We start from the raw sequence: 21,966 nt of genomic DNA, 5'->3' as shown, positions 1-21,966 counted from the left end.
CGCGAGAACACTCTCGTCCCTGTTATTAGGGACGGGAGTTTTTTGTTTTTTAGTAGCATTTAAAGGAGGAAAATCTAATGAAACATCTAACATCCGCTCAAGTACGACAAATGTTCCTAGACTTCTTCAAAGAAAAAGGACATTCTGTAGAGCCAAGCGCATCCCTTGTCCCACACGAAGACCCATCCTTACTATGGATCAACAGTGGCGTAGCAACCCTGAAAAAATACTTTGATGGCCGTGTCATTCCAGCAAATCCCCGTATTTGCAATGCACAAAAATCCATTCGTACTAATGATATCGAAAACGTAGGAAAAACAGCCCGACATCATACATTTTTCGAAATGCTTGGAAACTTCTCCATTGGAGAATACTTCAAAAAAGAAGCAATTGACTGGGCTTGGGAGTTCCTTACGAGCGAAAAATGGATTGGCTTTGAACCTGAAAAATTATCCGTCACCATTCATCCAGAAGACGAAGAAGCTTACAAGTACTGGAATGAAGTAATTGGTGTTCCTGCTGAGAGAATCATCCGCTTAGAGGGTAACTTCTGGGATATCGGTGAAGGCCCAAGTGGACCAAATACAGAAATTTTCTATGACCGTGGTGAAAGTTATGGGAACGATTTAAATGACCCAGAACTATATCCAGGTGGAGAAAACGAGCGCTACCTTGAAATTTGGAACCTTGTATTCTCTGAGTTTAACCACAATCCAGACCATACTTACACACCGCTTCCTAAGAAAAATATTGATACAGGTATGGGCCTTGAGCGTATGGTTTCCGTTATTCAAGATGTGCCGACAAACTTTGATACCGACCTTTTCATTCCAATTATTGAAGCGACTGAAAATGTGTCCGGTGAAAAATACCGCACAAACGTAGAAAAAGATACGGCATTTAAAGTGATTGCTGACCATATCCGTACCGTGACATTTGCAGTTGGTGATGGTGCCTTGCCTTCTAATGAAGGGCGCGGCTATGTACTCCGCCGTCTTTTAAGAAGAGGAGTGCGTTATGCTAAGCAACTCGGCATCAACCGTCCTTTCATGTATGAACTTGTACCAGTTGTAGCGGAAATCATGGTCGATTTCTACCCAGAGGTAAAAGAAAAACAAAATTTTATCCAACGTGTAGTGAAAACCGAAGAAGAGCGTTTCCATGAAACATTGAATGATGGTTTGGCGATCCTTTCCACTGTCATTGCAAAAGCTAAAGAGGATGGAAGTACAGTAGTTTCAGGTGCAGACGCATTCCGACTTTATGATACGTACGGCTTCCCTGTTGAACTGACGGAGGAATATGTGGAAGAACAAGGTATGACGCTTGATCACGAAGGATTTGAAAAGGAAATGGAAATGCAACGTGACCGTGCTCGTTCCGCGCGTCAAGACTCCAGTTCCATGCAAGTTCAATCAGGTGTGCTTGGGGAGATCCGTACTGAGAGCAGTTTCGTCGGATATGACCAGCTTGCTGCAGAAACAACTTTATCTGTCATTGTTAAAAATGGCGAGTTAGCAGATTCAGCTGTAACAGGTGATGAGGTTCAAGTAATGTTGGCGGAGACACCTTTTTACGCGGAAAGCGGAGGTCAGATTGCTGACCACGGCTACATCGTAACCGAATCTGGAAGAGGATTTGTAAAAGATGTTCAAAAAGCTCCAAACGGCCAGAACCTTCATACCATTGTAGTGGAAGAAGGCATGTTAAATAGAGAGCAGACCGTTAAAGCAGAAGTGCATGCGAAAAACCGTGCACAGATTATTAAAAACCATACAGCTACACATATTCTGCACCAAGCATTAAAAGATGTGCTGGGGACACATGTAAACCAAGCAGGATCACAAGTGACGGCTGATCGTCTTCGTTTTGACTTCTCACATTTTGGTCAAGTGACACAAGAGGAAATCGAGAAAATCGAAGCGATTGTCAATGAAAAGATATGGGCGAGCATCAATGTTGTCATTGAGAACAAATCCATCACGGAAGCAAAAGAGATGGGTGCAATGGCATTGTTCGGTGAAAAGTACGGGGATATCGTTCGTGTCGTTCAAGTTGGAGAATACAGCCTGGAGCTTTGCGGCGGTTGCCATGTTCCAAACACATCAGAGATTGGTCTATTCAAAATTGTTTCTGAGTCTGGTATCGGCGCAGGAACACGCCGTATCGAAGCTGTGACAGGTGAAGGCGCTTATCGCTTATTAAATGATCAAGTACAGCTGTTAAAAGAAGCAGCAGCTAAGCTGAAAACGAAACCACAGGAAGTAGGAACAAGAATTGACGTTCTTTTAACCGATATGAAAGAACTGCAAAGAGAAAATCAATCCTTAGCATCTAAGCTTGGAAACATTGAAGCATCCAACCTTTCATCAAAAGCAAAGGACGTCAATGGCGTAACAATGCTAGCGAGCAAGGTTGCAGGTACAGACATGAACAACCTGCGTACGATGGTGGATGATTTAAAAAATAAGCTTGGTTCTGGTATCATAGTACTTGCAAGTGTACAAGATGGAAAAGTAAACATTTCTGCAGGGGTAACAAAAGATCTAATTGAAAGAGGTTACCATGCCGGCAAGATTGTAAAAGAAGTGGCTACACGTTGCGGTGGCGGCGGCGGAGGTCGTCCTGACATGGCTCAAGCAGGCGGAAAAAACCCGGAACAAGTCGATTCTGCATTACAATCTGTTGAAGATTGGATAAAATCCGTTTAACATTGCCGACATTTGGTGTACAATATAGGTAACAATTTACAAGCAGATAGATAAGGCTGAGTTAAAGATTATCGCTTGATATTCGATACCATAGCTGTTGATTGAAGCACAGGGCGTAGACTCCTACGGGACGTAGCGCTTATAGGAGCCCCCGCAGCAAAGCCGAGGGGGCTCCGCAAGCGCCCAGTTGAAAGCGAAGCACGGAGCGGAAATCAACAGCGGCTTTGACGGAGTCTATAAAAAGAAGTCTAAGAGAGAGGTGCAAATGATGAGCTCCTTTGACAAAACAATGAAGTTTAACTTTCCGGAAGATGCATTGGAAGCTAATGTGGATGACGTATTAATAACAGTTTATGAGGCGTTGCAGGAAAAAGGCTATAACCCTATCAACCAGATTGTTGGTTACTTGCTATCTGGAGACCCAGCATACATTCCGCGTCATAAAGAAGCAAGAACGCTTATTCGGAAAATTGAAAGGGACGAGCTAATTGAAGAATTAGTGAAGTCTTACCTAGAACAGCACCGCAAGGAGTAGTACATGCGCATTTTAGGCTTAGACGTCGGTTCCAAAACAGTCGGTGTTGCCATCAGTGATGAAATGGGATGGACAGCACAAGGCTTGGAAACGATAAAAATTGATGAAGCAATAAAAAACTTGGGTTTTAAGCGATTGAAGCAGATCATCGCTGAATATAAGCCTGAAAAAGTCGTCATCGGCTTACCAAAGAATATGAACGGTTCCATTGGTCCACGCGGAGAAGCCAGCAAGCATTATGGCGAAATGCTGACTGCCAAAACGGGACTTCCGATCATCTATTGGGACGAAAGGCTTTCTACTGTAGCAGCAGAAAGAATATTGCTTTCTGCTGACGTAAGTAGAAAAAAAAGAAAGCAAGTAATAGACAAGATGGCTGCCGTTGTCATTTTACAAGGATATCTGGACAGCCAACAATAAATTAGAGGTGAGCATAATGGAACACGGAGAACAAAATATTACAGTAGTAGACGAAAACGGAAACGAGCAATTATGTGAGGTGCTTTTCACATTTGATTCTGAGGAATTTGGAAAATCCTACGTACTTTATTACCCAGTAGGAGCAGAAAATGATGACCAGGATGATATCGAAATCCATGCATCAAGCTTTGTTCCTAGCGAATCAGAAGAAGGTGGCGATCTTCAACCGGTTGAAACGGATGAAGAGTGGGACATGATTGAAGAAATGTTGAACACATTCTTAGCAGAAGAAGAAGAAGAGTAAGAAAAAAGAGAGCAAGCAGGCTATTCCTGTTTGCTCTCTTTATTTTGGCCATCCGTACTTTCTACATCCGGAAACAATAGAGTGGTTAATTGCTCTTTATTGATAATCAAATCCTCTAAACTATATTGGTCCAACACGGAAATAAAGGCTTGTGTCGCTTGATATAACACCCCTTTTAGCTTGCAGTGAGGTGATATTACGCAGGAAGCATGATCTTGAAAACATTCCACAATGTGAAAATCTTCTTCTGTTTGCCGCACGAGTTCACCAATATTCACTTCCTTTGGTTCCTGTGCTAACATCAACCCCCCATTTCGGCCGCGAATCGTCTCCACATATCCTAACTTTCCAAGATGAAAGGTTACTTTCATAAGGTGATTTTTTGAAATCCCATATGCTTGCGCTATCTCTTTAATTTGGATGAGCTTGTTGTTATCAGGTGCACTTGCTAAATATAATAGAACTCGCAATGAGTAGTCAGTGTATAGTGTAAGTTTCATATTCTACCTCCAAATTTATTTTACCATACCCATTATTCCGATTGAAAATGGTAAAACTACTAAATGACTGTAAGCCAAACAACCTAATAAATTCAAAATATTTAGGAAAAAAGTAATGATTATCACGAAAAAAATGGTAAAATATGATGTGGGAATGTGTCGGAAAAGAGAAAATACATGCTTTTTGTCAAAATAATAAAGAATTTGTTGTATAATTGTTAGGTGTACGAGAGGGGGTATTTTTTTGTCTGAAAAAAATAACAAAGACTATATTCAAGAAAAATTGAAGGAAAAACATTTTGAAGCAAAGATTGTGCGTCGCATTGTCTTTACAGTATTTGTCATACTTATGCTAGCCCTGACTGGAGTTATTGGCGGCGGTTATTTTTATATAAAAAATGCATTGCAGCCTGTGAATAAGGAAGATACCAAAACTGAAACGGTGGAAATTCCGATAGGATCGTCCCCTACTTCAATCGGTCGGATTCTAGAGGAAAATGGTATCATCAATAATGGGAAAGTATTCCGTTACTATGTAAAGTTTAAGAATGAATCAGGATTTATGGCGGGAGAATATGAGTTAAGTCCATCTATGAATCTGGATGAAATTATCGGTCACTTAAAAGAAGGACGAGTTCAACAAGAAGTGGTATTTCAAATTACCATTCCCGAAGGACGTCAATTGGAGCAAATTGCTGTAATCCTTGAAAATAGAATGGGGCTTTCAGAAAAAGAGTTTCTGGAAAAAGCAAATGACAAAGAATTTCTTGATAAAATGAGAAAGAAATATCCGAAAGTCATTACCGATGAAATGTTTGAAGAAGAAGTAAAATATGCCTTAGAGGGCTATCTGTTCCCTGCAACCTATCCTTTCTATGTAGAGAATCCTACTGCAGAAGAAGTTATTGATGTAATGCTTCAAAAAACAAACGAAGTTCTTCAGGATGACGCAGTTCGAATAGGTATGGAAAATAAAGAGTTAACAACACATGAATTGCTGACAATGGCAAGTTTAATAGAAGCTGAGGCAACTATGCAAGCAGATCGTGAAAAAATTTCAAGTGTATTCTACAACCGTCTTGACGTAGGAATGCCGCTTCAAACAGATCCAACTGTGTTATATGCGCTAGGTGAACATAAAGAGCGAACGTTATACGAGCACCTTGAAGTGGACTCACCGTACAATACGTATAAGAACCAAGGTCTGCCACCTGGACCTATCGCCAATGCCGGCCTTATATCTATTCAAGCCGCATTGAATCCTGCTGAAACCGAGTTTTACTACTTCTTGGCAACACCAGAAGGCGAAGTGTTATTTAACGAAACGTTAGAAGAGCACAACATTGATAAAAATGAATATATTACAAGTCAGGACAACGGATAAGTCTGATAGGGAACTGCGAAATTAATTCGCATTCCCTATTTTTTTGTGGTAAAATATATCGAGTTGTTTTGAACTAAAATGATGTGAAATTTAAAGAGGGTTCCTCCGTTGTGAGGTCACCTCTATTTTCTTTGTTTTTAGCAAGAATAAAGGAGGCGTCCAATGTTGGAAGCCAATGAAAATAAAGTAATTACCTACCTAAATAAACTCACTCCCCAGAGGAATGAACTGGTCAGCAAAATGGAAAAGCTTGCTGAAAAAGACAATGTCCCAATCATGGACTTGGTCGGAATGGAAACACTCCTTCAGCTCTTAAGGCTTTCCACGCCAAAAAAAATCCTAGAAATAGGAGCAGCTATCGGTTATTCCGCTATCAGGATGGCACAAGCTTTACCGGAAGTGACCATTGTGACAATAGAGCGTGATGAGCACAGGTACATGCAAGCAAAAGCGCATATAGATCAAGCGGGGCTTCAAGATAGAATTCAACTGATCTTAGGAGACGCATTGGAAGTATACGATCAAGTGGAAAAGGAAGCGCCTTTTGATTTCATTTTTGTTGATGCAGCAAAGGGGCAGTATGAAAGGTTCTTTACCATGTATGAAAACCTTTTAAACCAAGCAGGTATCATCATCACCGATAACGTCCTCTTCCGTGGGATGGTAGCAGAAGACCACGAATCGATCGAACCGAAAAGAATCAGAAACCTGGTCAAAAAAATAGACAAATACAATAGATGGTTGATGGAACACCCAGACTACATCACCACAATTTTGCCTGTAGGAGACGGAATTGCAATCAGTAAAAAAAGAGGTGAAGAACGTTGAAAAAACCTGAATTGTTAGTAACACCACTAGACTTAACGAATTTAAAGGATTTAATAGATGCAGGAGCAGATGCATTTGTTGTCGGAGAAGAGCGCTATGGGCTTCGCTTAGCCGGAGAATTCAAAAAAGAGGAAGTGAAGGCTGCCATTGAACTTGCCCATAAACACGGGAAAAAAGTGTATGTGGCAATGAATGCACTGTTTCATAATGAAAAAGTGGACGAGTTATCCGACTATCTTCAATTCTTGAATGAAGCAGGGGCGGATGCAGTCATCTTCGGAGATCCGGCTGTTTTAATGGCAGCAAAAGAAGTTGCTTCAAACATGCCGCTACATTGGAATACGGAAACGACAGCAACCAACTACTACACCTGTAATTATTGGGGCAGAAAAGGCTCCAAACGTGCCGTGTTGGCTAGAGAAATCAACATGGATGCCATTGTTGAAATCAAGGAAAACGCAGAAGTGGAAATAGAAGTCCAAGTCCATGGCATGACCTGTATGTTCCAGTCCAAACGTTCATTGCTTGGGCACTATTTTGAATATCAAGGCAAACAGATGGAAGTGGAGAAAGGCAAAGAGCGTGCGATGATCCTTCATGACAAAGAAAGAAGCAATAAATATCCTGTCTATGAAGATGAAAATGGCACACACATCATGAGTCCAAATGACATGTGCATCATTGACGAACTAGAAGAAATGATGGATGCAGAAGTGGACAGCTTCAAAATTGACGGGGTACTACAACCACCTGAATATATCGTTGAAGTAACAAAAAGATATAGAAAAGCGATCGATCTTTGTGCAGATGACAGAGAAGCCTACGAAGATATCAAAGAAGACCTGTTAAACGAAATGGAAGAGCTTCAACAAGCCCACCGTCCTCTAGACACTGGGTTCTTCTTTAAAGAAACAGTCTATTAACAAGAAAAGGAGGTAGCCTTTTATGACAACCTATGTAAATGATAAAATCTCCAAAATAGTTGACGGTAGACGAGTAATCGTCAAAAAGCCAGAATTACTTGCACCAGCAGGTAACCTGGAGAAATTAAAGATAGCTGTTCAATATGGTGCAGACGCCGTTTTTATCGGTGGACAGGAATACGGATTGCGCTCCAATGCTGGAAATTTCACCTTTGATGAAATGGCGGAAGGTGTTCAATTCGCTGAAAAATTTGGCGCTCGAATCTATGTAACCACCAATATTTTCGCACACAATGAAAACATGGACGGACTTGATGATTACCTGCGCGGCATTGAAGGGGCAGGGGTTCATGGAATTATCGTTGCTGACCCGCTCATCATTGAAACATGTAGAAGAGTAGCACCTAAACTTGAAGTTCACTTAAGTACTCAACAATCTCTATCTAACTGGAAAGCAGTTCAGTTTTGGAAAGAGGAAGGCTTGGAGCGTGTCGTACTTGCGCGTGAAACAAGCGCAGAGGAAATTCGTGAGATGAAAGAGAAAGTGGACATCGAAATTGAGACCTTCATTCACGGTGCCATGTGTATCGCATATTCGGGACGCTGTACGCTAAGTAATCATATGACAGCACGAGATTCCAACCGTGGTGGCTGCTGCCAGTCTTGCCGTTGGGATTACGATTTGTACGAACTTAATGATGGCAAAGAAAAGGCGCTTTTTGCTGAAGGTGATGCACCATTTGCCATGAGTCCAAAAGATTTAAAGCTTATTGAATCCATTCCTAGAATGATTGAATTGGGAATAGACAGCTTGAAAATTGAAGGCCGCATGAAATCCATCCACTATGTAGCAACAGTAGTAAGTGTGTACCGTAAAGTAATTGACGCTTATTGTGCAGATCCTGAGAACTTCACGATCCAACAAGAATGGCTGGAAGAGCTTGATAAATGTGCAAACCGGGAAACAGCACCTGCTTTCTTTGAAGGTGTTCCGGGGTATAAAGAGCAAATGTTTGGCAACCATAGCAAGAAGACAGACTTTGACTTTGTTGGATTGGTGCTTGATTATGATAAGGAAACACAAATGGTGACCTTGCAACAAAGAAACTTTTTTAAACCAGGCGATGTAGTAGAATTTTTCGGACCGGAAATTGAAAACTTCACACAAAAAATAGAGAAGGTTTGGGATGAGAAAGGCAATGAGCTAGATGCTGCCCGCCATCCATTACAAATCGTGAAATTTAAATTGGAAAAGCCGATTTATCCGAACAACATGATGCGAAAGGGGCAGTAATACCATGGGGAAAAAACCGATCGTAATCGGTGTAGCCGGAGGATCTGGCTCAGGAAAAACGAGTGTAACAAAAGCTATTTTTGATCATTTTACCGAGAAATCCATTCTAATGCTGGAACAGGATTACTATTATAAAGACCAGACAGATGTGCCGATGGAAGAAAGGTTACAAACGAACTATGACCATCCTTTGGCATTTGATAACGACTTATTGATTGAACACATTCAACATTTATTAAACTATGATACAGTCAATAAACCTGTCTACGATTACACGATTCATACAAGATCATCTCAAGTAATTGAAGTAGAACCGAAAGATGTTATCATTGTAGAAGGAATTTTGGTATTAGAAGACGAACGTTTGCGTAACTTAATGGATATAAAGCTTTTTGTAGATACAGATGCAGACTTGCGCATCATCCGTCGCATGCTGCGTGACATTAAAGAACGCGGACGCACGATCGATTCTGTCATTGAACAATACGTGACAGTTGTTCGTCCAATGCATAATCAATTCATCGAACCGACGAAAAGATATGCAGATATCATCATCCCTGAAGGTGGACAAAATCACGTTGCTATCGACCTGATGGTAACAAAAATTCAAACAATTCTTGAACAAAAAGAGATTTTGTAATAACATATGAGAAGCTAGAGAATTTTCCAATTGTGGAAGGAGCGACGATGTATTCCATTTAATGGGTACATCTTTTTCCACATTTACATAGGCTTTGAACCATATTGCCATAAAGATACAACGTAAATTGGGGAATGCAATTACTAGAAGGAGTGAAAAGTCATGGCACAAGAGAAAGTATATCCAATGACACAAGCTGGGAAAGACAAGCTTGTACAAGAATTAGAACACTTAAAATCCGTAAGACGTAAAGAAGTAGTGGAACGTATTAAGATAGCACGCAGCTTCGGAGACCTTTCTGAGAACTCCGAGTACGATTCTGCAAAAGAAGAGCAAGCATTCGTAGAAGGACGCATCACGCTTCTTGAGCAAATGGTCCGCAACGCAAAAATCATCCAAGAAGACAAGGATACAGACGCAGTAGGCCTTGGGAAAACGGTAACATTTGTTGAACTGCCAGACGGCGAAGAAGAAACTTACACCATCGTAGGTAGCGCAGAGGCTGATCCGTTCGAAGGTAACATCTCGAACGAATCCCCAATGGGAAGTTCCCTAATGGGCAAACGCGTAAACGATGAAGTAACCATCCAAACTCCAGGCGGAGAAATGAACGTGAAGATTGTTTCTGTAAAATAACAAGCTGATTAAAACAGCGGCACCTCGTCAACAATGTTGATGAGGTGTTTTTTTATGCAACGGTTAATAAAAGGGAGAATCAATAAACTCGGTATCTGTGTCGTGCTGCTCTTAAGCCTGCTTATCGGAAGGCTTGTTCAAGTGCAGCTAATCAGCACAGAATCTTTTACCGATCAACATATAAATCTAATTGAAGCAAGCGTCAAACAGAGAACGCAGTCTCTAGTGATTGATGAAGGCCGTGGCAGATTTATCGACCGTAATGGCCTGCCGCTAACTCACGACTATTTTCCAAGTGTCATCTTATTTCCATTCCTGAATGGGCTTGATTGGCCAAAGGATGAACTAGCTGGTATTTTGGAGATGAATGCATCCGAGATTGACAGCCTGCTTGCAGATGCGGAAAAACCAGTCGTTTTATCAGAAAGTCTAACTGATGAGAAAATGGAACAAATTAACGACCTTGAATATCCGGGGATAGTCGCACTGTATCGCCAGTTTGAACTGAATGAAAAAACGGCAGAACACGTTATTGGTGTTACTGGTGAGAAAGCCGAGACATTTATGAAGCGTTATGCCGACAAGGTGGAGAAAGAAAACTATTCCCCACATACGCCAATTGGGGTCTCCGGCTTAGAAGAGGCATTCGATGAAATCATCCTGCCTGAAGGCTCCACAAAGTTACTCTATCATGTCGATCGTTTTGGCGGACCGTTATTTGGAATTGATGTCCGGTATATGTCTCCGTCCAATCCCTATTATCCTCTTTCTGTCCAAACGACCCTTGACAAGAACATTCAGCAGCTGGCAGAAAAAACGCTCAATGAATATCAGGTGAAAAAGGGCGGGCTGGTAGTGATTGATATTGAGACAAATGAAGTAGTGGCAATGGTGTCAAAACCATCGGTGGACCCTGAAAATCCTACAAAGGGGACGGGTGCACATAACTTCATGCTAGAACCTCATTTTCCTGGATCTGTTTTCAAAACAGTCGTAACGGCAGCGGCAATCGAGGAGAACCTAGTGGATAATGAAATGGTGTTTAATTGTGATTTGGATATTAGAGGAGATCTGCTCGAGGATGAAAAGAAGCGTATGGGTACGATCAATCTCGAAGCTAGCTTTGCCCAAAGTTGTAACTATACATTTGGTGAGATCGGGAAGTTGTTGGTGGAAAAAGATAAAGATACATTGGATAAGTATGCAACCATGTTGGGGTTAACAGGAACCGTTGGATGGAAGGGAGATATGTTCGGCTTTAATGATTTTGTGCAAATCCCTCGTGAAAAAGAGAATGTGGTTTGGGATAACGACGAAGATAAAGGAGTTCCCCTCGCGGTGGCCCAGACATCTATTGGGCAAAAAGATGTCAAGGTAACTCCGCTCGCTGTGGCAAATATGATGGCAACCATAGCGCGTGGTGGAGAATCTAAGGAAGTGAAGCTAGTGAGCGACATCCTTTACAAAAACGGAACAACATTATTTTCTTTTCCTGACCATGATAGAGATATTGAGAAACTATCATCCTATACCGTTATGCAACTTCAGCACTTGCTTAGAGAAGTAGTGGCAGGGGAAACAGGGACAGGTTGGAGGATGAACGGACTTTCTTACGAAGTTGCCGGAAAAAGCGGTACGGCCCAGACGGGAAAACGTACGGAAGATGATCGGGAATTATTAAATAGGTGGTTTGCAGGTTATTTTCCAATCAAAAGTCCTAAATATGCCATGGTAATGGTTGAATTAGACGTGGTCGATGAGAACAATGTCTCATCTGTGTACTCCAAAATGGTCGAAGAAATATACAATTGGGAAAACCAAGAAAGATAATGGCAATCCTTTTCACTGTGCTTTTTATAGTATTGATGGTACAATAAGCTATTGTAATTATACTATATATGGCTTTGACTAGGAGGGACTGTCGTGTCTTTAGACTTTAACAAAGGTGGCTCACGTTACGGCCGAACAACCAAACGCAAAAAAACAAACATGATCTTGAACATCCTGATTGGTGTTGTATTCATATTTATCGTCGTTCTTGCTTCCTCCTTGTTCTTCGGAAAGAATGACCCAGCTACAGATAACGAAAATCAGCTGGCTACAGGGGAACAGGAATTAAGTGAAACAGAAGAGAACGAAGCAGAGCAAGAATCCGAGGAAGCTGCTCCAACTGACGAGGAAGAAACAGAAGCAGAATCTGAGGAAGCGGAAGAATCCGCTGAGAAAGAAAAGGAGAAAGAGGAAAAGGAAAAAGAGGAAGAAGCCGAAGAAGCTGACGATTCCGAGACAGAGGTTTCCGAAAACTCCGATGACCCAAATGTCATCAAAACGATGACCAATCCTGGATGGGGACCAGTTGGAACTTCCCAATCTGAACCACATACCTCCGTCTATGAAGAAGGTCATGTAGATTGGAATGAAAAGCTGAAAGCCGTGGAAGCTGCTACCCGTTTGAAAAGCGGGGATTACACATTGTACTTCCTAGGTAATGGCGGCAGCGAGCACTTATCTGTAGCGTCCATCAAAAACAAATCCACCGGCGAGAACTTCAAAGTTTATTTGGAGTGGGTAACCAACAAAGGTTGGAAACCAACTAAGGTGGAGCAGGTTAAGGCATTATAAGAATGTGATTTTTATAAAGGTGGAGGACCTATCCCATTGGGGGTGGGTCTTTTTTTTTGTGGGTTTGAACTTGGGGGGAGAGGTCAAGGGATTGAAGTGTTGAAGGGCTTTTGGTGGGGGAGGGGAATGGGTTGCATGGTGAGATTACCAGGCAAGATATAGAGATGTCAAACTTTGATAGAGTTTGTCGTTTGGCATGTATTTATCTTTGTTTGGACAGTATTTTAAAATTTGGGACAGTATTTCGTAATTTTTCGCTTGTATTTACCCTGACTTCGACAGTAAATGAGTGTTTTCCGACAGTATTGATCAAAAGACAATCTCTGCATAAAGCGGGTGACTAAACTTCTTAAAAAAATATCCACTTTTTAGCAGGAAACCACCCTTCGCACAGAGAAATAACAAGAATCGACAAAAAGGAGGGGTAAAATGATAAAAAAACAACGAGAAAAATCTCATAAATTACTGACCCATGAAGCTGGGATGCGAAGAGTTCCTAAAAGTCATCCAAAGTATCCCATATTAGAGCAAGAACACGGTAAATTGTCTTACGGTCACAAAGGAGAAGAGGCGTTAGATTATTTCTTAACTTTTCTGCCTAATGATAACTATTTAATTCTTAATAGTCTCAGACTAGAAGACCCAAAAAGAAGATATTTTCAAATGGATAGTTTATTGCTAGCGCCAACACATTGCATTATCCTCGATTCAAAATATATGTCTGGTAAGTTGGAATTTGATGAAAGTGCTAACCAGCTTTTAAGACATTTGCCAGGTAGCGATGATATTGAAAAACTAGGAGATCCTATTTCACAGATTTCCAGGCAACGACATCAGCTTTCCCTTTGGTTAGAAAAGAATGGTTTTCCTCCAATTCCTATCGTAAGTTTAATTGTACTGACTCACAATAACGCCGCCCTCACAAAGACAACTCCTTCTATTACAAAAAAAGTCACATTCCATACCAACTTGCCCAATCGCTTGAAAGAGATTGATCAAAATATCTTTAGAGGAAACTTCATGTTAAGTACTAAAGACCTCCATAAACTCTCTAGGACACTCATAAAAAAGCATACGCCAGATCAATTCCTACTCCTAAACCATTATAATATAAGTGCTAATGAACTGATAACAGGTGTAATCTGTACAGTGTGTTTATCTGCCCCTATGATTAGGAAAAGGGGAGTTTGGGGTTGTCAAATGTGTAGCGCTTATTCTAAGACTGCGCATTTAGAGGCGATTACAGATTACAAACTGTTAATAGGAGAGACGATCAACAACAGGGAATTAAGAAGTTATCTTAATTTACCTTCTGCTTCAGTTACATCAAAGTATTTAGTTTCTATGGGGTTAAATTTTGAGGGAAGCTTTAAAAATAGGAGATACTTTCTATGAAACTTCCACCAAAATAAAAACGTATATTAAATACTAGGAGTTTAAAGGAGGCTATACACACATGAATATGTTCAACAAATTAGGGTTGCTTTTTGCAATTGCATCTATCATCATTGTCTTTTTCCATCTTACATCTGCGGTTCTTTTATTAAGTTTAGGGTTGATTTTGTTCGCAATCAATCAGTTAAGAAACAAGAACAATATCTATGGATACATATATTTGCTATCGGGTTTTATTTTTTTATCAGCTACAATTCTCTACTACTAAAAAAAACGCTCACTCTCGAGCGCTTTCGTCCACTTCAATTAGAAATGCGTAGTAGGCATCTCCGTCATATGCTTTATTTTTTCACCTTGCAAAGTAGGAGAAGTAATAGAGACCCTCTTCCGTTGGTGCACTGAACTTGTTGTTAACTGCCAAGACAACAAAGTTCTCATATTGATTAGTCAATGAAAAATCCACCGAATATTCACTAGGCTCCGGTCCATCTGGTATGTCGATTGTTATTTCCTCTCCTGGAGCTACTATTATTGGTTCTTTATCTGCCAATAGGTCAACAGAGCCTGAGTGATCTTCACACACTCCTTGACGATTGTTGCTCCAACAGTAGCTCCCTCGCACCGTTTCATATGTATCTTCATCAACTATCACAACAGCTTCGGGTGGTGTCATCCGATCTGAGTCAACCGCTCCTGACATCCCAGCGCATCCGGCCAAAATTAAAAGCATCCCTACACCCAAACCAAAAACCAATAAACGCACTCAGTCCGCCTCCTTCTAACTTACTAGACGCACTGGTCTTCCATAAAGTTACACAAATCAGAAGTTATTTTCCCTTCAACCTAAAATGCACGACCGCACTATAAAAACGTCTGCCTTCCTCATCCACATGCATCTGATGAGAAACGGAGTGAACCCCAAGCATAATGGCGCGATTATGATCAATTTGCTCATTTATCTTTTTCTCTAGCGTCTTTAAATCAAGCGCTTCAAAGAATTCCACTTTATCTTCCAATAAACTAAATTCAAAGTTCATCATTCCAAGTCCTTTCGTCGGGTTTACTTCGTATAGTTTTGTAGCCCTTTTGAAATTGCTCTAACCCTACTCCTACCAACTATCTAAGTATATCCTACCAAACATTTTCATTGAAGAAAATAGAAACATGTGTTAGATTGAGAACAGTTATTTTTTTAAAACATACTATGTTTATAGGAATTATATAAATTATTCGTGGAGTGATCATCTATGGGACGTGAATTCGTCGAACTGTTTAATGATTGGGCAAATTATTATGATGCGACAGTAAGCGGGAAGGATCAAGAATATGCGGAGGTTTTCCGTGGATATGATGATATCTTGAAGGATGTGGCCTCTAAGGCATTAAGTCCTGTCGTAGAATTTGGTGTAGGAACAGGGAATCTCACAGCGCAGTTGCTTAATAAAGGCCATGAAGTTTTTGCTATTGAGCCTTCCAAAACGATGCGCGAAAAAGCTGCCGAAAAGCTTCCGAAAACGGTCAGCCTTGAAGATGGTGATTTTCTAAGCTTTCCAATACCATCTGAACCAATTAAATCCATTGTCAGCACGTATGCTTTTCACCATCTAACGGACGCAGAAAAGGAAGAAGCGGTGGCGCACTATGGAAAGTTACTTGATAAAGGTGGTAAAATAGTATTTGCTGATACGGTCTTTGAAAATAAAGAGGCGTACAGAGCGACAATTGAACAGGCAGAAAAGCATACGTTTTTAAATCTTGCTAATGATTTAAAGACTGAATACTATACAACACTAGATGTCCTGACAGCTATTTTTGAAAAGCATGGATTTGAAGTGGAGTACCAACGGTTTAATCATTTTGTCTGGGTAATGGAAGCGACGAAACAATAGCAGGTGGGCATTACATGTTCTCTTTTCTAAAGAGGTGGATGTTCCTGCCGCTCATATTAAGAAAAGAGGGATTTCATAATGAAAGTAGCAATTATCGGAGCAATGGAAGAAGAAGTAACCATCATGCGTGAAAAGATTGAAGGTATGGAAACAACAACTGTTGCAGGTTGTGAATATTATACAGGAACATTGAATGGCGTTGATGTTGTTCTTTCAAAATCAGGAATTGGGAAAGTAAATGCGGCGCTTAGTACGTCTTTACTTTTAGAACGTTTCAAGCCTGAAGTAGTTATTAATACAGGATCTGCCGGTGGGTTCTCGCCAGCATTAAATGTTGGAGATGTTGTTATTTCGACGGAAGTTCGTCATCATGATGTGGATGTGACGGCTTTTGGATATGAATACGGACAAGTTCCGGGCTTACCGGCAGCATTTAAAGCAGATGCAAAGCTTATGGCTGTAGCAAAAAAAGCGGCTGAAAATGTGAGCGGTATGCAGGTTGTCGAAGGACTGATTGCAACAGGGGATTCCTTTATGAATGATCCGGTACGTGTGGAAGCGGTTCGTGAAAAGATGCCTGAGCTGCAAGCTGCGGAAATGGAAGCGGCGGCAATTGCACAAGTTTGTCATGCGTTTGAAGTACCGTTTGTGGTAATTCGTGCATTGTCTGACATTGCTGGAAAAGAATCCAATATCAGTTTTGATCAATTCCTAAGTAAAGCAGCATTGCATTCTTCCATGTTGATTGAGAATATGCTGAGTGAGCTGAATAACGCTTAACACACGGAAGTTATGTCTGCGGGGGGATAAAAGATGAACGTTTTTAAAAATGTCCATGGCTTGATAGGCAATACACCTGTCGTGGAGTTGACTAATTTTGAGGTGCCTCAAGGGGTGCGTCTCTTTGCTAAGCTTGAATTTTACAATCCAGGCGGAAGTATTAAAGATCGATTAGGAAAAGAGCTTCTAGAAGATGCGATTCGTTCCGGTAAGCTGAAAGAAGGAGGAACCATCATTGAACCAACGGCTGGTAATACTGGTATTGGTCTTGCGCTAGCAGCAGTTGGGACCAGCTATAAGGTGATGGTATGTATGCCAGAGAAGTTCAGTGTGGAAAAACAAGAGCTCATGAAGGCACTTGGTGCAACGATTGTTCACACTCCTACATCGCTCGGGATGAAGGGTGCGATTGAGAAAGCGAAAGAGCTTAACAAGGAAATTCCTAATTCCTATTGTCCACAGCAGTTCGGTAATCCTGCTAATCCAGAAACCTATTACAAAACGCTGGGTCCTGAGCTTTGGGAGCAATTGGATGGACAGGTGAATGTATTTGTTGCGGGTGCTGGAACCGGTGGAACATTCATGGGAACAGCAAAATATCTGAAAGAAAAGAACCCCGATGTGAAAACGGTCATTGTGGAGCCGGAGGGATCAATCCTTAACGGCGGCGAGTCCGGTCCGCATAAAACTGAAGGCATCGGGATGGAATTTTTACCAGGATACATGGATGAAACATATTTCAACTCTATCCACACAGTGTATGATGTGGATGCATTTGAACGCGTTAAAGAATTGGCGCAAAAGGAAGGATTGTTGGTCGGGAGTTCATCAGGGGCAGCGCTTCATGCAGCCTTGGAAGAAGCCAAAATAGCCCAACCGGGAACCAACATTGTGATGATTTTTGCCGATAGCAGCGAACGCTATTTAAGCAAAAAGATTTATGAAGGAGGAATTTGATATGCATAAGAAAACAAAATTGATACATGGTGGAATATTTGGTGATCCTCATACTGGGGCGGTTTCCACTCCCATCTATCAAGTGAGCACATATAAACAGGAGAGTGTAGGGAATTTCAAAGGTTATGAGTATTCCAGAACCGGAAACCCGACACGTCATGCGCTTGAAGAATTAATCAAGGATTTAGAAAATGGGAAAGCCGGCTTTGCATTCGGTTCAGGTATGGCGGCCATTACGGCGGTAATGATGTTGTTTGACAGCGGTGACCACGTGGTCTTAACAGATGATGTGTACGGTGGAACATACCGTGTTATGACAAAGGTACTAAACAGAATGGGGATCAGCTCTACTTTTGTAGACACTAGTAAGGTGGAAAATATTGAGGCTGCCATTCAAGAGAATACGAAGGCGCTTTTCATTGAAACACCGACTAACCCATTGTTAAAAGTGACAGATATTCAAAAAGCGAGTTTAGTTGCGAAAAAGTATAATCTATTAACAATTGTTGATAACACGTTCAGCACACCATACTGGCAGACACCAATCAATCTTGGTGCAGACATTGTCCTTCATAGTGCGACCAAGTACATTGGAGGGCACAGTGATGTGGTGGCAGGTCTTGTTGTTGTTAACTCTGAGAAATTGGCAGAAGAGCTGCATTTTGTTCAGAATTCAACGGGAGGCATCTTAGGGCCTCAGGATTCTTGGTTATTGATGCGTGGAATTAAGACGCTTGGACTTCGTATGGAAGCGACGGAAAAGAATACTAACCGTATTGTTGAATTCCTTGAAAGCCATCCGTTTGTAGGAAAAGTCTATTATCCTGGATTGGAAGATCATCCGAACCATGAGGTTGCCAAGCAGCAAGCTGGCGGTTTTGGTGGTATGGTGTCCTTTGATATCGGAAGTGCCGAGAAAGCAGATCAGCTGTTAGCAAGGATTAAATACTTCACATTAGCGGAAAGTCTAGGAGCGGTAGAAAGTTTAATTTCTGTTCCAGCACGTATGACGCATGCATCCATTCCAGCAGAACGTCGTGCAGAACTTGGAATTGTTGATGGATTGGTACGTATATCAGTCGGTATTGAAGATGTAGAAGATCTTATTGCCGATCTTAAACAGGCTATTGAAGGTTAAAGTGACCTATGGTCCTATGAGAGCATTGCTCTTATAGGGCTTTTTTTGCGGCTGGTGGTTAGCGTTCTAGTAAAAATCTGATATAATATAAAAATAATACATAATTTTCATACTATTTTTACTAGGAGGATTATCATGTCTACAGTACCTGTATTAGAAAAAAACGTTCAAGAAAAAGTGGATGCATTCAATAAGCTTGATGAGAAGCTTTGCCATTATAATGATGTGTTGGGGCTCCTTAGCTGGGATTCTAAAACAAAAGCACCTAAAAAAGGACGTTCCTTGTTTGGAAAAGCAAGAGGAACATTATCAACTGAAGCTTTCAAACTATCTATCTCAGAAGAAATGGGAGAATTGTTAACATACTTAACAGAAGAAAAAGTTTGGGAGCAGTTGGATGAAGCGACAAAAGCATGTGTAGGCGAGAGGAAAAATAACTATGACAAATCGATAAAAATCCCTGCAGATGAATATCAAGAATATGTCATTCTTGTTAATGATGCCAATGAGGCATGGGAAGAAGCACGTGAAAAGAATGATTTCGCCTCTTACGCACCTGTTCTTGAAAAAGTGCTGGCATTCAAGAAAAAGTTTGGTAAATATTATGGCTATGAAGGGCATCCATACAATGCGATGCTAAATGAGTTTGAGCCGGGATTGACTGTTGAGAAGCTTGATCCATTGTTTAAAGAGCTTCGTGAAAAAAGTGTAGAGATTTTAAATAAAATCAAAGCTTCACAATCCCAACCCAGAGAAGATATTTTCGCACAGGAGTATGAGATAGAAGCTCAAAAGAGATTTAATCAATATATTTTGCCTCTAATCGGATTTGATATGGAAGGCGGTCGCTTGGACGAAACAGTGCATCCGTTTGCTTCATCTGTCAATACTGGAGATGTTCGAATCACTACCCGCTACTTAAAAGATAATGTTCGTTCAGCTATTTTTGGCACCATCCATGAGGCAGGACACGGAATGTATGAACAAGGAGTTAATCCTGCATTTGAAGGAAGGGTGATTCGACGAGGGACATCCTTTGGTATTCATGAATCGCAATCTCGCTTCTTAGAAAATATGGTAGCACGCAGTAAAGAATTTTGGACTTATTTTTATAAGGATTTACAAGAACATTTTCCGGAGCAGCTGCAAAATGTCTCATTGGAAGATTTCTATGCTGCCACTAACAGAGTAGATCCATCTTTCATTCGTGTGGAAGCAGATGAGCTAACATACAATCTTCATATCATGATTCGCTATGAAATTGAGAAAGGTTTATTTGCCGGGGAATATGAAGTGAAGGATTTGCCAAAGGTATGGAATGAAAAAATGGAAGATTATTTAGGAATTACGCCACCAACAGACACGCTTGGTGTCCTTCAGGATGTGCACTGGTCCTTTGGTGGTTTCGGATATTTCCCATCCTACTCACTGGGTAATCTGTATGCTGCGCAAATTCTCTATACGTTTATCAAGAAAATGCCTGATTTCTATGACAAGATTGAACAGGGAGATTTCATGGCAATCCGCGGGTGGTTAAGAGAGAATATCCATCAATATGGAAAACTTTATTCTCCAAACGAATTGATTGTGAAAGTGACGGGAGAAGAACTGGATGCAAAATATTTGGTAAGATACTTAGAAGAGAAATATTCTGCAATCTATCAATTTTAATAATAATATCCACTAATAGGAAAAGCCTTCTGTATAGCTGCAGAAGGCTTTTGACGTTTCCCGGAAGAAATTACATACCAGAAAACCTAGCAAACTATGTTAAAGTGAATAGTAGATGGGGGGAATCTAGATGAATACGAAGGTATTACAAGCAAAGATTCAAGATTATACTAGATATGCCATTATTTTAACGACCGTCAGTGTGTTTTTATATATTGGAGTTGCTTTTCAGCATGCAGGGAAAGAAGCTTTACAGATCTTTACGATGATGGGTGCCACTGTTGTTTTACTTGGAGGGGCAGTGTTCTTTGTATGGAGAGCGAGAAAGTTAAAAAAGATTTTACAAGAAGAGGATGAACAATAATAAAATGAAGAGGAGCCTTTTTCGAGGCTCCTCTTCTTTGATCACAAACTTACCTCATCGACTTCCGATATCCAGCCTTTTTTGCTTCTTCTTCGGTGTTAAAGCACGCTTCGGGAATGGTTCGGTCATAGTAGGCTCCTGTTTCCACGTGATATATTTTTTCTCCGCTTGAGCTGATATTACCTTTTATTGTACAGCTGTCCGACACGGGTTTTTCCTCTGCTGGAGCTTTAATTTCAGGGTCTTCAACGTATTCAGGATAAAAGCCATCTTCCTGTGCATAATTCTCTACACTCCAAATGCCTATTCCTTCCGTTTGAGCTTTCTTTTGAATAACTTGATAGCTGTCTACATATCTCGTGTTAGGTGGGAAAATATAAGCTACTCGCGCCAAACCTCGCTTGAGAAGCTCTTCCTGAGCTGACACACCATTCACATATACGTATGCTAAAATTCGTCCATAGTGGTCTCGCTCGCTTACATCCAATTCTATTTCCACTTTTCCGCCTTCCATGAAATCCTCCATAAAATTCTTGGCTTCTGGTCCAAATGGTTGGGGACCGTCCATTCTAGGGTGGTTCGTTTCCGGAGTGTCTACAAGCAAGAATCGGATATTCTCTTCTTTGTTATTAATTATGACCTTTATCGTATCGCCATCTATGACACGAACGAGAGGAACCTCCGTCCTTTCATATTCAGGTTTCTTATTTTCTAGGCTTTCTGTTTCGGTTTTAACAGAACTCTCATCAGATGGATCAACTTGCTCAGGTGAATCATTCTCTATAAAAGTGGAGGAACTATCATCCAAAGAGCAGCCTGTCAATACAAGAACAAGAATTAAACACCATGTATATAATTTTATTCTCATAGGTGTCTCCTTTCGGTGCAAAAAGTATTCCTCATTATATCATGCAACAAGTCTTGTACTGCGAGATTTTGAAAACAAAGTTTGACACTCTAATAAGTAGGGTATTT

Annotated in this window: 24 protein-coding genes and 1 other annotated feature (1 of these 25 only partly in view); of the genes, 20 read left to right on the top strand and 4 right to left on the bottom strand. The window is 40.9% G+C overall.

Translation table 11 applies throughout. The annotated features are described in order from the left end of the window. Positions 1-24: a binding site (T-box leader), on the top strand (it extends 186 nt beyond the left edge of the window). A gap of 53 nt (positions 25-77) precedes the next feature. The 4 genes from alaS to FZC76_RS07975 all read left to right on the top strand — a co-directional run bounded on the left by alaS (position 78) and on the right by FZC76_RS07975 (position 3,970). Further along, positions 78-2,711, top strand: a complete 2,634-nt coding sequence (alaS, locus tag FZC76_RS07990) for an alanine--tRNA ligase (RefSeq protein WP_148987719.1) — start codon at positions 78-80, stop codon at positions 2,709-2,711. Between the two features lie 268 nt (positions 2,712-2,979). After that, positions 2,980-3,246: an IreB family regulatory phosphoprotein gene (locus FZC76_RS07985; RefSeq protein ID WP_010196077.1), complete on the top strand. Its 267-nt coding sequence runs from the start codon at positions 2,980-2,982 to the stop codon at positions 3,244-3,246. A 3-nt stretch (positions 3,247-3,249) separates the two neighbouring features. Continuing rightward, positions 3,250-3,666, top strand: coding sequence for a Holliday junction resolvase RuvX (gene ruvX, locus FZC76_RS07980; protein ID WP_148987718.1), 417 nt, complete (start codon positions 3,250-3,252; stop codon positions 3,664-3,666). A 16-nt stretch (positions 3,667-3,682) separates the two neighbouring features. Further along, positions 3,683-3,970, top strand: a complete 288-nt coding sequence (locus FZC76_RS07975; RefSeq protein ID WP_148987717.1) for a DUF1292 domain-containing protein — start codon at positions 3,683-3,685, stop codon at positions 3,968-3,970. Between the two features lie 20 nt (positions 3,971-3,990). Here FZC76_RS07975 and FZC76_RS07970 read toward each other — a convergent pair whose 3' ends face one another. Further along, complete coding sequence (locus FZC76_RS07970; protein ID WP_148987716.1) at positions 3,991-4,470, bottom strand: RrF2 family transcriptional regulator; 480 nt, start codon at positions 4,468-4,470, stop codon at positions 3,991-3,993. 244 nt (positions 4,471-4,714) lie between these two features. Between FZC76_RS07970 and mltG the strand changes: the two genes are divergently transcribed. From mltG to FZC76_RS07920, 10 genes are all read left to right on the top strand, one after another. Next, entirely contained in the window at positions 4,715-5,854 is a 1,140-nt protein-coding gene (mltG, locus tag FZC76_RS07965; protein WP_148987715.1) for an endolytic transglycosylase MltG, read from the top strand. A gap of 162 nt (positions 5,855-6,016) precedes the next feature. Next, a complete protein-coding gene (locus tag FZC76_RS07960) occupies positions 6,017-6,682 on the top strand; it encodes an O-methyltransferase (RefSeq protein ID WP_148987714.1) in 666 nt (221 codons plus the stop codon). Continuing rightward, a complete protein-coding gene (locus FZC76_RS07955) occupies positions 6,679-7,605 on the top strand; it encodes a peptidase U32 family protein (protein WP_148987713.1) in 927 nt (308 codons plus the stop codon). Before FZC76_RS07960 ends, FZC76_RS07955 begins: the two co-directional genes overlap by 4 nt. 22 nt (positions 7,606-7,627) lie before the next feature. After that, positions 7,628-8,899 carry a peptidase U32 family protein gene (locus FZC76_RS07950; protein ID WP_148987712.1) on the top strand — a complete coding sequence of 424 codons (1,272 nt, stop codon included), beginning with the start codon at positions 7,628-7,630 and terminating at the stop codon, positions 8,897-8,899. 4 nt (positions 8,900-8,903) lie between these two features. Next, entirely contained in the window at positions 8,904-9,539 is a 636-nt protein-coding gene (gene udk / locus FZC76_RS07945; RefSeq protein ID WP_148987711.1) for a uridine kinase, read from the top strand. Positions 9,540-9,701: 162 nt separating this feature from the next. Continuing rightward, entirely contained in the window at positions 9,702-10,175 is a 474-nt protein-coding gene (gene greA / locus FZC76_RS07940) for a transcription elongation factor GreA (protein WP_060665120.1), read from the top strand. Positions 10,176-10,229: 54 nt separating this feature from the next. After that, positions 10,230-12,005: a peptidoglycan D,D-transpeptidase FtsI family protein gene (locus tag FZC76_RS07935; protein WP_148987710.1), complete on the top strand. Its 1,776-nt coding sequence runs from the start codon at positions 10,230-10,232 to the stop codon at positions 12,003-12,005. Positions 12,006-12,098: 93 nt separating this feature from the next. Beyond that, a complete protein-coding gene (locus tag FZC76_RS07930) occupies positions 12,099-12,797 on the top strand; it encodes a YrrS family protein (RefSeq protein WP_148987709.1) in 699 nt (232 codons plus the stop codon). A 429-nt stretch (positions 12,798-13,226) separates the two neighbouring features. Further along, positions 13,227-14,192, top strand: coding sequence for a nuclease-related domain-containing protein (locus FZC76_RS07925; RefSeq protein ID WP_148987708.1), 966 nt, complete (start codon positions 13,227-13,229; stop codon positions 14,190-14,192). A 61-nt stretch (positions 14,193-14,253) separates the two neighbouring features. After that, positions 14,254-14,460, top strand: a complete 207-nt coding sequence (locus tag FZC76_RS07920) for a hypothetical protein (protein ID WP_148987707.1) — start codon at positions 14,254-14,256, stop codon at positions 14,458-14,460. 81 nt (positions 14,461-14,541) lie between these two features. Here FZC76_RS07920 and FZC76_RS07915 read toward each other — a convergent pair whose 3' ends face one another. Both FZC76_RS07915 and FZC76_RS07910 read right to left on the bottom strand, forming a co-directional pair. Further along, entirely contained in the window at positions 14,542-14,955 is a 414-nt protein-coding gene (locus FZC76_RS07915) for a hypothetical protein (protein ID WP_148987706.1), read from the bottom strand. Positions 14,956-15,019: 64 nt separating this feature from the next. Then, positions 15,020-15,229, bottom strand: a complete 210-nt coding sequence (locus FZC76_RS07910) for a YrzA family protein (protein ID WP_148979855.1) — start codon at positions 15,227-15,229, stop codon at positions 15,020-15,022. Between the two features lie 210 nt (positions 15,230-15,439). Here FZC76_RS07910 and FZC76_RS07905 point away from each other — a divergent pair, with 210 nt between their 5' ends. The 6 genes from FZC76_RS07905 to FZC76_RS07880 all read left to right on the top strand — a co-directional run bounded on the left by FZC76_RS07905 (position 15,440) and on the right by FZC76_RS07880 (position 20,991). Beyond that, positions 15,440-16,081, top strand: a complete 642-nt coding sequence (locus FZC76_RS07905; RefSeq protein ID WP_148987705.1) for a class I SAM-dependent methyltransferase — start codon at positions 15,440-15,442, stop codon at positions 16,079-16,081. Between the two features lie 78 nt (positions 16,082-16,159). Beyond that, the gene (gene mtnN / locus FZC76_RS07900; protein WP_148987704.1) at positions 16,160-16,861 is read left to right on the top strand and encodes a 5'-methylthioadenosine/S-adenosylhomocysteine nucleosidase; all 702 of its coding nucleotides are present in this window, start codon (positions 16,160-16,162) and stop codon (positions 16,859-16,861) included. Between the two features lie 33 nt (positions 16,862-16,894). Then, positions 16,895-17,818: a PLP-dependent cysteine synthase family protein gene (locus FZC76_RS07895; protein ID WP_148987703.1), complete on the top strand. Its 924-nt coding sequence runs from the start codon at positions 16,895-16,897 to the stop codon at positions 17,816-17,818. Position 17,819: 1 nt separating this feature from the next. Beyond that, positions 17,820-18,956, top strand: a complete 1,137-nt coding sequence (locus FZC76_RS07890) for a bifunctional cystathionine gamma-lyase/homocysteine desulfhydrase (RefSeq protein ID WP_148987702.1) — start codon at positions 17,820-17,822, stop codon at positions 18,954-18,956. A 135-nt stretch (positions 18,957-19,091) separates the two neighbouring features. Further along, positions 19,092-20,627, top strand: coding sequence for a carboxypeptidase M32 (locus FZC76_RS07885; protein ID WP_148987701.1), 1,536 nt, complete (start codon positions 19,092-19,094; stop codon positions 20,625-20,627). A gap of 130 nt (positions 20,628-20,757) precedes the next feature. Further along, positions 20,758-20,991: a YrhC family protein gene (locus tag FZC76_RS07880; protein ID WP_148987700.1), complete on the top strand. Its 234-nt coding sequence runs from the start codon at positions 20,758-20,760 to the stop codon at positions 20,989-20,991. Between the two features lie 49 nt (positions 20,992-21,040). Here the strand turns inward: FZC76_RS07880 and FZC76_RS07875 are convergent, their stop codons facing one another. Beyond that, the gene (locus tag FZC76_RS07875) at positions 21,041-21,859 is read right to left on the bottom strand and encodes a thermonuclease family protein (protein ID WP_148987699.1); all 819 of its coding nucleotides are present in this window, start codon (positions 21,857-21,859) and stop codon (positions 21,041-21,043) included. Positions 21,860-21,966: the final 107 nt, after the last annotated feature.

The sequence above is a fragment of the Sutcliffiella horikoshii genome, from assembly GCF_008180725.1.
GTDB lineage: Bacteria > Bacillota > Bacilli > Bacillales > Bacillaceae_I > Sutcliffiella_A > Sutcliffiella_A horikoshii_B.
The sequence above is the reverse complement of the archived record's forward strand: the minus strand, read 5'-3'. Positions and strand labels throughout refer to the sequence as shown.